Below are 13,638 nucleotides of genomic sequence, written 5' to 3' on the forward strand. Positions count from 1 at the left end.
ACGGTGTCGCGGTCAACCACAAGCGCGTCGCCAGGATCATGCGGGCGTCCGGGATCGAAGGGGTCCGGTTGCGTCGCCGGCACCGCACCACCGTCTCTGACCCGGCAGTGGCCAAGGCGCCGGACCTGATCGGCCGCGTCTTCACCGCGGACAGGCCGAACACGAAGTACGTCGGTGACATCACCTACCTGCCCCTCGAGGGCGGGAAGTTCTGCTACCTGGCGACCGTCATCGACCTCGCCTCACGCCGTCTGGCGGGCTGGGCGATCGCCGGCCACATGCGCGCGGACCTCGTCACCGACGCCCTGGCCGCGGCGATCCGCACCCGCGGCAGTCTCGCCGGATCGATCATGCATACAGACCACGGAGCTCAGTACACGAGCAGGATTTTCGCCGAAGCTTGCAGGTCAGCAGGGGTTCAGCAAAGCATGAGCGCGGTCGGATCCAGCGCGGACAACGCGCTCGCCGAGTCCTTCAACGCGACGTTCAAACGCGAGACCCTGCAAGGACGAAAGAGCTGGCCGACCGAGCGCGAGGCCCGACTCGACGCCTTCCGATGGCTCCACCGCTACAACACCCGACGCCGACACTCCCACCTCGGACAACGATCACCGATCGCCTTCGAAAACGCCCTCCACCTCACACCAACTACGCTGGCACAAGCCGCATAACCCGTGTTCAGCATTCGGGGTCAAGGCCCAGTCTGTTCACCTACCTGCGGTGGGAGAGAGCTGATCCGGCACTCATTTTCCCGACACTTAATGTGATTCACGCCACACGGCACTGTCTGGCGGCGCTCCCCTTCCAACCGGCCATCACCCGCCGCCTGAAGGGACGGGCCAAACATTCCCCTGACACCGCATCACTCCCCGTGGCAGGGTCGCTTGTGATCACGAACAGTCGAGATACGGGGGCCTCCGTGGACGCGCAGATGTGGAACGGACTGGTCGGCGTCGTGAAGGAGACGTACACCGCCTCGCTGAGCAGTAGACCCGTGCTGCACCAGCTGCCCTTCACCGAGCAGCTCCTGTCCCGCAGCCCTGAAGGCTGGGCACCGGTCGTCCCCGACCGGAGGCCGGCCCCCGCGCAGGAGCTGGTCCCGCCGATCCAGACCGCCGTGAAATGCGCCTTCACCCCGATTGAGCTGGACCTACCCGACCCGTTCGGCGCCAGCGTCGTACTGATGGAAGAGGACGGCTACCGCGTGCGCCTCACCGACGCGTTCGCCCGCTGAGCCCGTGGCACGGGACTTCGACGACGACGCGCCCCGCCGAATCCAGGACGCGAACGACTTGATCCTCGCCCGACAGCGGGACGCCGACGAACGGATCTACGTGGTGACCACCAACCTCGTCATCGACGCCCAGGAGCAACTTGCCCGGCGGCGCCGACTGGACCGCATCTGGCACGCCGGGGCGGTCATCAGTTGGCTGTCCTTACTCGCCGCGGTCATCGGAACGGGCCTCGCCTGGGTCACCACAGGCGATCCGGCGCGGTTCGTCGTGGGCGACCTGATCTGCGGCAGCCTGCTCCTGATGTCCCTGCTGGCGTTGTTCGGCGTCCGCTTCGCCGGGCGGAAGGTGTCCAGCCGCCAGCGCCTGGAGGCGCATCTCGCCTCCACGCAGGAATCGCAGTGGAAGCAGAAGGTCAAGAACAACCCCGACCTGGACGACCGGCGCAAGCTCTACCGCGAGGAAGTCACGGCCGCGATCGAGCAGTACCAGGCTGACAGCCGGAAGTACCGGGCGATCCACAACGGTCTGCAGACCCTCATCATGATCGGTTCGGCCTCCACGACCACGATCGCGGCCCTGGACACCGGCAAGGAGCTGTCCTGGCAGAGCGTCACCCTGACCGTCATCAGCTTCGCCATCACGGTGGCCGCGATGTTCACCGGCTACTACAAGTTCCGCGAGCGCAGCTACTTCCTCCAGCAGACCGCCGACGCCATCGAGGAGGAGGCCAACGCCGTCCGGCTCGGCATCGGGCCGTACAGCGAGTACGGCCCCGGCCGGGAGGACGAGGCGCTGAAGCTTTTCACTCAGCGCGTCGAGGACCACCGCAATGAGCAGCGCCGCCGCCAGCAGCAGCTGGACCAGCCCGCAGACCAGGCTGCCCCGTCCAGCCAGCCACCGATGGCCTGACCCAGGCTTCAGCCCCCTGCCTGCCGCTGGCCTTCTCCGTGCTCGGTCCTTGCGGACGAAGCGATGTCCGGGGCCGCATTTCACTCGGAGAATCATTGCGCGCGAGGTCGAGGCTTTCGGATAACGCTACTGGGCGGAAAATATTCGGCACCGATGACCTCGGTTGCCGCATGGATATGGATTTTGAGACCGGGCATGCCGCGCAGCGGAGTCAGGTCTACACGTCGACAAGCGCCGTAAGTTGAGATGGTCAGTACTTGGAGGTTGGGGAGTTTGGCGGGAACGAGCGTGAGGTCGTCGTCGCGGTCCCAGGTCCCCAACCAGAGTTCGGTGATCTGCGGGGCCGGTGGGAGTTCTTCGATCATGGAGAGACCAGCACTGTCTGTCAGAATAAGGTCACGCAGCTTGGGCAGGCCCACTATCTGAGAGAAGTCTCTGACAGGGCCGGACAGGTCCACTCTGGTGAGGTTGGCCCAGCGGGTAATGCCGTGCAGGGTGAGATGCGTGCAGGCGGCCGGGCCGAGGGCCAGGGTGGTGAGGTCCGCGCTGACGGGTAGTTCTGCGACATGCTGGTGCGGCAGCTCCAGGTCGAGGCTGAGGCTCTGGAGCCCGGTCAAGGCTTTGAGATTGTTGATACATGCCGCTCCGCACTTGCGTAATGCGATGGCTTGAAGCGATGCTTCAGCAAGGTGCGTCAAGTCGGTGACGTTCGCGCACTCGACCAGCTCGAGCCTTTCCAGTTCCATGTAGGGGTGAAGGAAGTCCAGCTTCCGCAGAGTCGGGTTTCTGTGGATGGTGAGAGTTCGGACGCCCCCTGACGCGGACAAGGACATAATGGCGGCCTCTGAGAACTCTCCAACAAAGCTGACAAAGGCAGGAGCGCGCAGGCTCTGTAGGGCCTCCAGCTGGTCGGGAGATCGGATGACTACTCCCCGCATATCGACCATGTGGGTAAGGATTTCCCGGGCGTAGTCGTGGGTGTCGAAACGGTTCCAAGCGTTCGTCAAAGCCCACGGTGCCAGGTCGTTGGTGCGGAACTTCTTCATCACGGCAAAAGCAGCATCGCCGCCGATGAGCGCGGCGGTGTTCAGGACCGCTTCCACTTCATCCGCATCGAGGCCGTCAGGACCGGGGAGTACGTCGAGGATGACCGGCCCCACCGCAGCCAGGGTCCTGGCCTCCTCGTAACTGCGCGGGGGCAGAAGCGCGGCGGCGCGTTGCTCAACTTCTTGGCGTACGCCGGGGTCGAGTTCTGTGGCCTGCTCGAGGCAGGCGGTGGCGAGGAGATGCAGGCGCGTGCGGTGTTTAGGGGTGCGGTCACCTCGGGTGATGAGGCGGCGGAGCAGGGTAGTGCGTTCGTGGGGGCGGGCGTGGGCGACCGCCATGCGTAGGACGTCTTCCCATTGGTCGTCGTGGGCGTGGCTGACCAGTAGGGGGATGTCCCGGGCTTCAAGGGCGGCTTTGGCGCCGAGGTAGTCCTGGAAGGTGCGGTGGATGAAGTCGATGGTGTCGAGGGCGGGGGTGCGGAGCAGGCCGGAGCGTGCCAGCAGGTGGGCGAGTACTTCGGCGGCGTCACCCTGGTGGGCGAGGTGCGGCATGGCGGGCAGAGCCTCGCCAATGAGGCTGTGAGCGGTGTCGTGGTCCATCTCGGCCTGGCCATTGCGGATGAGCCAGTAGGCCAGGCGTTGCAGCAGCTGGATGTTCTGGTGCTCGGTGAGCACGAGGCCTTCCGGAGCGTCGATGTCGCGTTCACGGTCACGGCGGACCAGCAGCATCGAGAGGGCCGCTTCGTAGAGTTCCATGCGGCCGTGGGGAAGGTGGCCGCGCCGGTCACGGTGCAGCGCGCATACCAGGGCACACAGCAGTGGAGTGGTGGTCAGCCGGGCCAGGTCGCGCTGGGAGCGCACCCCGTCCTTCAACGCCTCCTGCAATGAGACCAGGTGTTCGCGTTCCTGGGCGGTAGCGACGCCGGCGGCGGCTGCGGTGTGCCAGCGTGTGACGAAGACAGCCACGTCGCGGGCGTTCATCGGCCGGATCGTCAGCTCAGTGAACTCGTAATCCGCCAGCCACCCCTCAGGGACTGCAGAGGGCCGGGTGGTCACCAGACAGGCGACCTGCGGGTAGGCAGCGAGCAGCTCACGCAGCCATTGCCGGGCTTGCGCCCGCTTGGCTTGGGGGATCTCGTCCAGGCCATCGATGAGCAGAAATGCCCGCCCGTCAGCCAGCACTCGGTCCGCCCAGCCGGGTGGCTGCGCGCCGTGCAGTGGGCATCCGACCGCGGCCAGGTACTCGTCCGGTCCGGGCAGCCTGCCGTTGCGTACCAAGGTGCGTAACGGCAGGACGAAGGGCAGACAGCCGTGGAGGTGGGCCAAATCGACCGGCAGGCACTGGCGGGCGGTGGCAAGGGCGAGCCACTGCAGCAAGGTGGTCTTACCTCCGCCGGCCAGTCCGCGCACCAGCGTTCGCCGTCGGCCGGCCAACGCCTGTTCAGCACGCTCGGCCCGCACTTCCACCGTGGGGTCGGGCACCGTGCTCATCCCGGAGTCCGGGCGAAGAGTGTCCCCCCTCCCAGGGGCCGGAGGAGCGAGTTCCAGGCTGAGATAGGAAGCATCCAGCGGCCAGGCCGCCCTGTCCGGCCGGGAAAGGTCCAGTCCGGCCACGGACAACTGCCCATGCCGCTGCTCCACATACCGCCGGTAGCGCTCCTCGAACGGCCCGTCCAGGCCCCCCGCTGTTCCTCCCCTGTCTGCGGCCTCGGCCGGGGCCGGCCTGGGCGGTAGAGCACTGCGACGCAGCTCCAGCAGCGAGCGAGCATCGGCGCCCAGTGCGCGGGCCAGCGCTACCACAGTGGCCTCGCTTGGCACTGTGGGACCGTTCAGCGCCCTGCTGGCAGTCGTATGACCTAGGCCTGCCTGTAGCTCCAGCCCGGACATTGACAGCCGTCGCTCAGCTCGCAACTGCCGCAGCTGTTCCTTCAGCGCGTCCAGACCATCCCGCATGCCCCCGCCCACCCGCCCTTTCCCCTTCAGACCGGCCCCGGCCTCTGGTATCGACGCGTTCATCTTCGTCCAACCGAATACAAACGAACGCCCGTTACGCCATCTTCCTTCCATCCGCACACCTCACGGAACGGAAGAACCACATGTCACTCTCACTGACCGCACTGACTTTCCTCGCCCTCGCCCTGCTTTCCGCCGTCCTCCTCGCACTCCTGACCGCAGTCGGTGCCGGCTTTCTGGCGCGCACCGATGGGGCCTCTCTACCTGCGAGCCTGCTGCGCGCAGGCGTCACCTTCGGCGGCACCCTCACCCTGCTCACCGCACTGCTCGCGATGGGGATCAGCACGATGAGCAACCGATGAGGCCATGAACCGCGGTGAGTCATGTCGAGGCCGACCGGTGGCCTTGGCCTGGAGCTCGGCTACCGCCTGGCACCCGTCGAACAGTTCCTCCGGCTCGCGCGCTTGCTTCGGGATCTGTCGCCGACACGCTTCCTGAATCATCGGGTCCGCCACCGTCGTCTTCCGGCTGGCCAGATGCGCCTCAAGCGCCCGCCGGTAACCCTCGCACGCTGTCTCCCTAGTCTTTCGTCAGGCCGGTGGGCGCGGCCGGGGACGGGCCTGCCGGGCCAGCGTCAGCCGGACTTGGCACGGACGCGGCGCCAGGTAGCAGGATCCGTAGGGAGCTCACGACAGTGCGGCCCGCCGTCCTATTGGCGGCTGCGATGACCCGGGTCTGCTCCAGCCGGGCCTGGGTGGCCCAGTCTGATGTCTCCGGGCACACGGTGAGCTGGCCGGAGACCGGGTCATACGACACAGCAGCGACATGCTCGGCGAGGTCGGGGGCGGGCCCGCTCGGTCACCAGCGCCCCGAGCGCCGCTCCGAGGTCTAGAGACTCGCGTTCGGGTGCACGTGGCGAACAGGGTGTGGCTGCCTCGCTCGGCGATCCCGTTCCCGATCTACGTCCCTGGCCCTCCAACACTGTTCCGCTCCCGGCAGCCGGAGTCTGACCCTCAGCGCCGAAGGCCACATCGGCAGAACAATGACCGGCTCGGCGTGGAAGGACCCTTCGCACTGATCGGGAACCTGCCACCACCAGACCCAGGGCCTTGACCCCGAATGCTGAACACGGGTTATGCGGCTTGTGCCAGCGTAGTTGGTGTGAGGTGGAGGGCGTTTTCGAAGGCGATCGGTGATCGTTGTCCGAGGTGGGAGTGTCGGCGGCGGGTGTTGTAGCGGTGGAGCCATCGGAAGGCGTCGAGTCGGGCCTCGCGCTCGGTCGGCCAGCTCTTTCGTCCTTGCAGGGTCTCGCGTTTGAAGGTCGCGTTGAAGGACTCGGCGAGTGCGTTGTCCGCGCTGGATCCGACCGCGCTCATGCTTTGCTGAACCCCTGCTGACCTGCAGGCTTCGGCGAAAATCCTGCTCGTGTACTGAGCTCCGTGGTCGGTATGCATGATCGATCCGGCGAGACTGCCGCGGGTTCGGATCGCCGCGGCCAGGGCGTCGGTGACGAGGTCCGCGCGCATGTGGCCGGCGATCGCCCAGCCGGCCAGACGGCGTGAGGCGAGGTCGATGACGGTCGCCAGGTAGCAGAACTTCCCGCCATCGAGGGGCAGGTAGGTGATGTCACCGACGTACTTCGTGTTCGGCCTGTCGGCGGTGAAGTCGCGGCCGATCAGGTCCGGCGCCTTGGCCACTGCCGGGTCGGGGACGGTGGTGCGGTGCCGGCGACGCAACCGGACCCCTTCGATCCCGGACGCCCGCATGATCCTGGCGACGCGCTTGTGGTTGACCGCGACACCGTTCTCCTCGCGGAGCTCGGCGGTGATCCTCGGGGCTCCGTAGGTGCCGTCCGATTCCTGGTGCACCGCCCGTATCCGGGCGGCGAGGCGGGCGTCGTTCACCTGCCGGGCGGCCCGGTCCGCTGCCGTCCGCCGCCAGTAGTAGAAGCTCGAGCGGCTGACGCCGAGGATGCTGCAGAGCCGCTTCACGCCGTGACGGCGCTGGAGGTCGGCGACGCACTGGAAGCGGTTCACCAGCGCGTCTCCCCGGCGAAATACTTCGCCGCTTTGCGTAGGATCTCGCGTTCCTCCTCCAGCTCACGGACCTTCTTCCGCAAGGCGGCGTTCTCCGCTTCCAGCGGGGCCGGCGGCTGGGCCGGCTCCTGCGTCCGCCGTCCTCGGGGACGGCTCACCCCTGCTGCCCTCACCCAGTTCCGCAGTGTCTCCGGGTTGATCCCTAGATCGGCTGCGACCGACCTGATCGTCGCTTCCGGCCGCGACTCGTACAGCGCGACCGCGTCCGCCTTGAACTGCGGCGGGTAGTTCTTCATGACCACGAGATGTCCGTTCTCAGATCCGCAGGATCCAGTGTCTCGTGTGTCCAACATCAGGGGTCAAGGCCCCCAGCCGTCCACATTGATCGGTTCATCAAGGAAACTCACAGGCTGAACGCCGGGCGCCACACCGACGACGTCGCTGTCTTCCGCCTCAACAGGGCCACTCCTGAAGCCACAGTGAAGCGGAAAGTGTGGTGTGTCCCGTCTCATGGGAGAAGGGACACACCACGACTCACGCAGGTACGGTGCGTATCGATCGCATCATTCCGCCGTGAAAACACCAGCGAAGAGCAGAACTCCGCCCATGAGCATGAAGAGGCCGACGGCCGCCGGTGCGAAACTCGTTGCCCTAGGATGACGAGAATTCGCTTCCCCGAATGTCCCTTGCTGGTCCCGTACTCGCCTTGAAAAAAACGTTCGGGCGAAGATGAGAGCGAGTCCACCGATCACGAGGAATGACCCTACAAAAACCGTTTTGGCGTCCATGGCTACTCGTCTCCGATCAACTGATGGTGGATTCTAGAACGCTACTTGCAGCCCGCCCGAGCAGGTACCGGTGGAGGCATAGGTGCCCAGTCCTGCGCTCCCGGAGATACTTCCTCCCTGTTGGAGTTGGCCGCCGATGCTGCCGAATCCGTAGGAGCATTTCCCATATGCTGAGGGACCGGTGCTCGCATCGCCGGTACCCCCTTCCATACCTCCGGAGACGCCGGGCAGACCGACGCCGATGTTGATGAACTTGCTCGAGTTTCCCTCGCTGTCTTTCTGCCATCCCCCACCGAGACACACCCAGAAGCAGGCCTCGCCGCTGATGCTGTAGGACCACTGTCCGAGTGGGTCCATGTTGTTGACGGGGTCGGCCCCGGCGTAGGCGTACCGGTTACCTCGTGCGGGGTTAGCGAGGAAGCTGAATGCGTCCTGAGTGGTGAAGCGGCCGGTGGTGGGGTCGTACCAGCGCTGGCCGAATTTCACGTAGCCGGTGGTGCGGTCGTAGGTGCCGCCGACAAACCGGTAGGGATTCTGGGTGCCGGCGCCGCCGGTTTGTTTCGTGGTGTCCACGACCCCGTAGGGGTCGTACTCGTAGATGGTGGACTGAACGGTGAACTGATTGATGAACTGGACCGGGTTCCCGATGCCGTCCATGATGTAGTACGCCTCGTTGCCGGATACCGCCCGAATGGAAAGCGGCTGGCCGGTGGTGGGGTCGTGGTCGATGTAGGCGGTGCCGTCCTCGAGCCCGACCTGTTCGATTACAGGCATCCCGTACTGGTCGGGGGCCCCGTATACGTAGTTGACCGTTTCGCCCTTGTCACTGACCTGGCGGGTGAGTTCGGTGGCGTCGGTGCCGGCGTAGGTGTATCGGCCGGTTCCGCTGGCGGTTGTGGCGGTAGCCATGCGGCCGGCTGCGTCGTAGGTGAGCGCGGAGAGTTTGGGGGTTTTGGTGAGGCCGCCGCGTTCGTCGTACGTGTAGCCGGTGGTGGTGATCTGGTTGGCGGCGTCGTAACTGAGGGACTGGTCGGTGGTGCCGTCTGTTGATGTCTTCCGGTTGCCGCGGGCGTCGTAGGTGTAGGTGTACGTCTTGCCACCCCCGTCGGTCGCGACCTCCGTCAGACGGTTGGCCGTGTCGTAGTCGTACTGGGTGGTCTTGCCCGAAAGATTGTCCTTACTCCACTGAATCAGCTGCCGGTCGTCGGCCTTCTCGGCTGAGCAGGAGGTGGTGGATCCGGTGGAGCGGCAGTAGGTGACGTCGAACTGGCGGGTGGGGTCGGTGGCTGGTCCCTGGTCGGCCCAGACACGGCTGACGCGACCGGAGCTGTCGTAGTCCTGGTGGACGCGGGCCTTGAAGGTGCTCAGGCTGTCGTTGGTTCCGTAGTAGGTGTCGGTGCGCCGGCCCCGGTCGTCATAGTTGAAGCCGATCTTCGTCTTGCTGGTGGGTCCGTCGGTGATGACCTGGGTCAATTTGTTGGCGTCGTCGTAGGCGTAATGGGTGGTGCCGCGGGCGTCGGTGGTGGTGAGGCGGTTGCCGTTCTTGTCGTAGGTGTACGACAAGGTACCGCCGCCTGCGGTGGAGGTGCGGGCGGTCATGGCGCCGAGGTCGTCGTAGCCGTAGGTGGTGGTGCCGGAGGCGTCGCTGCGGGTTTTGGTCCGGCCGAAGTCGTCGTAGGTGTAGCTGACGTCGGGGGTGGTGTCGGAGTAGTCGACCTTGTGGATGCGGTCGGCGTCGTCGTAGGTGTAGGTGGTGATGGTGCCGCGGCCGTCCTTGGCGGTGGCCATGCGCCCGAAGGTGTCGTAGGTGTACGTCTGGAACTTCAGCGTGCCGCCGGCCGGTTCGACCTTGGTCAGCTGCTTGTCGGTGTCGTATGTGTAGGTGGTGTCCGTGCTGTTGCCGGGGTCGGTGGACGTCTTGACGGTGCCGTCGTCGTTGTAGTCGACCTTCGCCTCGGCCGCTTCCGCGTTCGTGGACGAGGCCAGGTTGCCGGCTCCGTTGTAGGAGTACGTCGACTTGTTCGACTGGCTGTCGGTCGACTCGGACGGTGCGTACTTCGTGCCTGCGGCCGTGTTCCCGTACGCGGCGGAGAAGGAGGCGCCTGAAGCCGACTCCGTCTTGGTCAGCGACTCGCCGTCGTTTGCGCCGAAAGTGTTCGTGGTGGTGCCCGCCGTGGCTCCGGAGCCCTCGGTGGACGAGGCGGTGTCGAAATTCGCGGTGTACGTCTTGGAGCGTTCCCTGCCCTCGGCGTCCGTCACCTTACTGACGCGCGCTGTTTTGTCGTCGGTCAGTTCGTAGGTGGTGTGCGGCACCGCGGTGATCGCCTTGGACTGGTCGGTGTTGGGCGCGGCCAGCACTGTCTTGGCGGAGTCGGCGTACGACAGGCGTGTGGTCGAGTCACCGGGTGAGCCGGGCGCCTTGTTCTCCTGCGTGATGGCGGTGACACCGACGTTGCCTTGGGTGAAGCGCGTGACAGCGCCTCCGGGGTTGGTCACTGAGACCAACTTGTGGGCGGAGTAGCCGAAGCTGGTGGTGCGGTCGAGTGTGTCCTTGATCGTGGTGAGGTCACCGGTGCCGTCGACGGTGTAGGTGACGGTGCGCTTCTTCCCGTCCGAACCCGTCTGGGTCAACGTCGTGACGCGTCCGTCCGCGGAAGAATAGACAGCCGTCCGCTGACTCTGGGTCCCCTTGGTGGAGACGATCGTGGCGGGCATGCCGCCGTTGTAGGAGAGAGTGGTGTTGTTGCCGTTGCGGTCGGTGATCTTCGTCAGCTTTCCCGCGCTGCTGAAGACCTGCTTCACCTGGGAACCGTGGTCGGTCAGCGTGTAGGTGTCATCGTCGTTCTTCTTCAAGTCAGCCCTGAATCCGCCCGGCGTCGTGAAGCCTGTGCCGTTCTTCACGAAGAGGCCGACAATGCCGCCTTGGCCGTAGTAGGTGACCGAGCCTTCGCCTCGTACCTTCAGGGCAACGTCGTACGGGGTCAGGCGCCAGCCGTAACCGGCCGGGGACTCCGCCGACGTGGCATCCGTACCAATGGCAGCACTGTTGTAGGACAGCCCCAACCCGGTGCTCCCGTTAATGCCGGGCAGAGAGAGATCGTTCGTCGTGATCAGGAGGTTCCCGGAGCCCACATCGACCTGTGCGCCGGCATGATCGGAGACCGCGAAGCTCAGGCGGGTCGCACCGGGGCGAGCGCCGGAGCCGACAGCCGGGCTCACCCTCGTGGACTGCAGCGGGCTGAGGTCCGAGCATGCGTCGTCGATACAGGCTTTGACCTGCCACTGGAACTGTGTGGCGATTCGCATCGCCGGCAGTTTTAGCCGTGCCACCTCGCCTGAACTGACGGTCACTTCCGTACCGTCGGCGAGGTCGTTGACCCCACCAGCAGCATAGGTACCGGCGTAAAACTTCGCCGTCACGCGCCCGCTGCCGGAGGGTGCGGTCACCTTAGCCGTCACGTACGGCGTGACACTGTCCGTTAACGCCACCAGCTGCGACGGCCCATCAGGCGCCGCCGCTACGGCCGGCGTCATCCCCCACGCCGTAACCGCTGCAGCAATCGCTATAGACAGGCCTGCCTGCACCGATCGTCTCCGCATACCGGAGCCATACATACAAACAACCCCCACGATGAGTGAACGCACCGAACTGGTGCGCACACGCATCGTCACCCTCCCCTTTCACTGGAATCTCCCATTCACCACAATAATCACACAAGGTGATCGATGTAACTCAAGGTAGTTATAAGGATTTGAGTTGCACTCGCCGCCGAGATCCCAAAGGGAAGGGGAGGCGGACTTTGGAAACACAGATAGAGTGCACTTGATGGCATATTTATGAAGGTCGAACGCTCTCTCGTGGTCTATGTCATAGGAATGAACTGACCGAGAGGGGGCACACGGGGCCCGCACATTCAGCCCTCTGTCGTCGTTGAACGAGGATTCCGCCATGCCTAGCCTCCACAGCATCCTCATCTTCATGGGCGCCTGGACCATCGCAGCGATCACCTTCGGCATCGCTCTCGGCGCCGCCATCCGCAACAACCAGCGTGGCTCCTGATCATCGCCGTCGGCGATCGCCCTCCCTCGTACGTCTGCGGGAGTTGGCTGGATCGGCCACACCCGGCTGGGAAGCATCGACGGCGTGGCTCATGCACGTGTGTCGCCCAGGTGGGTGGGGGCGTAGGCGCTTTCGTCGGGGTGGCGGGTCAGGCGGGCCGCCACGCGGTCTGGGGGTCCACCCCTGGGCCGGAGGCCGCGGCAGGCGGCGTGCCTGCCACATGGTGCGCGGGTCGAGAACCCGCCGGGTTGTCGAGAGCCGGACCCGCCCCGGTGTCGGAGACCGACCGCCGGGCCGGGCTGCGGCGGGGAAGTCGTCGGCGGCGACGCCGGGAGGCTCGAACCGCCCCCTTTCGCATCACAGCGCGTTATCGGACAATCACGCCACTAGCGGTTTCGGTGAACGGGGAGGGCACCATGGGGGTGTTGTGGAAGCTGGAGCCGGCGACCGCAGCCAAGCACAGGCTGTATCAGCGGTACCTGGACGCGTGGTGGCCGATCCTGCTGCAGACCAATCAGCGCACGGGGTACGCCTTCCCGCGGGTGACGCTGCTGGACGCGTTTGCCGGCCCCGGACGGTACGAGGGCGGGGAACCCGGCTCGCCGGTGTTCATTCTGGACCGGCTGCTGAACCATCACGCGGCTGAGCGGATGAACTTGAGCCGTAGCCGGGTGCATCTGGTGTTCATCGAGCGGGATCCGGCGCGCTACGAGCACCTGGTGTCCGAGTTGGTCGCGGTGTTCGGCCCGCTGGAGGATCTGCCGGTACGGGTGGAGGTGCGGCGTGGTGAGGCCGGGAAGGACAGCCTGCCGGTCCTGACCGAGCTCGGCGCGTGGGGCAATCCGATTCTCGGGATCTTCGACAGCTGGGGCAGCGTGAACGTTCCGCTGGAGGTGATGGCCCGGATCGCCCGCAACCGGTCCAGTGAGGTGATCACGACCTTCGGACCGAACTGGTTCAGCCGTCGCGAGGAGCTGAACGCGGACCTTCTTGACACGGTCTTCGGCGGCCGCGGCTTCTGGATGCCGGCGGCCGAAGAAGCTCGGTCTGACGAACGGTGGCGAGCATGGCTGGGTACCTACCGCAACGCCCTGAAACGGGCCGGGTTCGGCTATCAGCTGCAGTTCCAGCTCGTGCCGCGTACCGGGCAGCCGCTCTATCTAGTCTTCGGCACCGGAAGCGACGCCGGCCTGCGGGCGATGAAGGACGCGATGTGGAAGGTGGATGACCGCGACGGTGAGAGCTTCCGTGATCCGCGCACGCGCGGCAGCGCGGTCACCGGGCAGATCGACCTGTTCCAGATGGAGGAGACCCTCGATCCCGAGCTCGTAGAGCTCGTCACCCAGCGCCTGGCGCGCGGTGACGTCACAGTGGAAGCGGTGGGCCGGTGGCTGCTGACCGAGACCAGCCGCTGGATGTCCACCCACGCCCTCAAGGCGGCCCGGGTAATGCGCCAGGACGGCTCTTTGATCGTCCAGTCCACCGGAAAGCTGACCACTAAGAGTGTGGTGGGTCTGGCGGCCCCTGTGAGGTCCTGACCACCGATCTTCGGCAGCGCGGCTACCGGCTGACGCCTCAGCGCCAGCTCGTCCTGGAGGCCGTCGACACACT

At 65.7% G+C, this 13,638-nt stretch carries 9 protein-coding genes and 1 pseudogene; 6 read left to right on the forward strand and 4 right to left on the reverse strand.

The features are described 5' to 3' along the window. The 3 genes from ABZ371_RS19045 to ABZ371_RS19055 form a co-directional block, all read left to right on the forward strand. Nucleotides 1-671: IS3 family transposase (locus ABZ371_RS19045; RefSeq protein WP_358680759.1), on the forward strand; the 671-nt coding region annotated here is incomplete at its 5' end. A gap of 248 nt (nucleotides 672-919) precedes the next feature. Continuing rightward, a complete protein-coding gene (locus ABZ371_RS19050; protein ID WP_358680762.1) occupies nucleotides 920-1,234 on the forward strand; it encodes a hypothetical protein in 315 nt (104 codons plus the stop codon). Between the two features lie 4 nt (nucleotides 1,235-1,238). Beyond that, complete coding sequence (locus ABZ371_RS19055; RefSeq protein ID WP_358680765.1) at nucleotides 1,239-2,144, forward strand: DUF4231 domain-containing protein; 906 nt, start codon at nucleotides 1,239-1,241, stop codon at nucleotides 2,142-2,144. A gap of 92 nt (nucleotides 2,145-2,236) precedes the next feature. Here ABZ371_RS19055 and ABZ371_RS19060 read toward each other — a convergent pair whose 3' ends face one another. After that, complete coding sequence (locus ABZ371_RS19060) at nucleotides 2,237-5,143, reverse strand: NACHT domain-containing protein (protein WP_358680780.1); 2,907 nt, start codon at nucleotides 5,141-5,143, stop codon at nucleotides 2,237-2,239. A gap of 143 nt (nucleotides 5,144-5,286) precedes the next feature. On the opposite strand from ABZ371_RS19060, the gene ABZ371_RS19065 reads away from it, so the two are divergent. Further along, nucleotides 5,287-5,505 (forward strand): hypothetical protein, encoded by a 219-nt coding sequence (locus tag ABZ371_RS19065; protein WP_358680767.1) that lies wholly within the window; start codon nucleotides 5,287-5,289, stop codon nucleotides 5,503-5,505. A gap of 217 nt (nucleotides 5,506-5,722) precedes the next feature. Here the strand turns inward: ABZ371_RS19065 and ABZ371_RS19070 are convergent, their stop codons facing one another. From ABZ371_RS19070 to ABZ371_RS19080, 3 genes are all read right to left on the reverse strand, one after another. Further along, nucleotides 5,723-5,959, reverse strand: coding sequence for a DciA family protein (locus ABZ371_RS19070; RefSeq protein ID WP_358680770.1), 237 nt, complete (start codon nucleotides 5,957-5,959; stop codon nucleotides 5,723-5,725). A gap of 317 nt (nucleotides 5,960-6,276) precedes the next feature. Further along, nucleotides 6,277-7,481, reverse strand: a protein-coding gene (locus ABZ371_RS19075) for an IS3 family transposase (RefSeq protein WP_358680773.1) whose coding sequence is annotated in 2 segments (ribosomal slippage) — nucleotides 6,277-7,190 and nucleotides 7,190-7,481 — 1,206 coding nt in all. Because the reading frame shifts where the segments join, the coding sequence is not laid out codon by codon here. 519 nt (nucleotides 7,482-8,000) lie between these two features. After that, entirely contained in the window at nucleotides 8,001-11,273 is a 3,273-nt protein-coding gene (locus ABZ371_RS19080; RefSeq protein ID WP_358680775.1) for an RHS repeat-associated core domain-containing protein, read from the reverse strand. A 1,170-nt stretch (nucleotides 11,274-12,443) separates the two neighbouring features. Between ABZ371_RS19080 and ABZ371_RS19085 the strand changes: the two genes are divergently transcribed. Both ABZ371_RS19085 and ABZ371_RS19090 read left to right on the forward strand, forming a co-directional pair. After that, the gene (locus ABZ371_RS19085; RefSeq protein ID WP_358680777.1) at nucleotides 12,444-13,565 is read left to right on the forward strand and encodes a three-Cys-motif partner protein TcmP; all 1,122 of its coding nucleotides are present in this window, start codon (nucleotides 12,444-12,446) and stop codon (nucleotides 13,563-13,565) included. After that, nucleotides 13,562-13,638: pseudogene (locus ABZ371_RS19090) on the forward strand (transcriptional repressor); the annotation flags it as partial. The gene ABZ371_RS19085 and the pseudogene ABZ371_RS19090, both read left to right, overlap by 4 nt.

Origin of the sequence: Streptomyces sp. NPDC005899 (genome assembly GCF_040629645.1) — a bacterium.
Taxonomy (GTDB): Bacteria; Actinomycetota; Actinomycetes; order Streptomycetales; family Streptomycetaceae; genus Streptomyces.

Bases quoted from the DNA above. Each gene is read 5' to 3' on its own strand.
- ABZ371_RS19085 (WP_358680777.1), top strand. From the start codon at position 12,444: ATGGGGGTGTTGTGGAAGCTGGAGCCGGCGACCGCAGCCAAGCACAGG.
- ABZ371_RS19065 (WP_358680767.1), top strand. From the start codon at position 5,287: ATGTCACTCTCACTGACCGCACTGACTTTCCTCGCCCTCGCCCTGCTT.
- ABZ371_RS19080 (WP_358680775.1), bottom strand. From the start codon at position 11,273: ATGCGAATCGCCACACAGTTCCAGTGGCAGGTCAAAGCCTGTATCGAC.
- ABZ371_RS19060 (WP_358680780.1), bottom strand. From the start codon at position 5,143: ATGCGGGATGGTCTGGACGCGCTGAAGGAACAGCTGCGGCAGTTGCGA.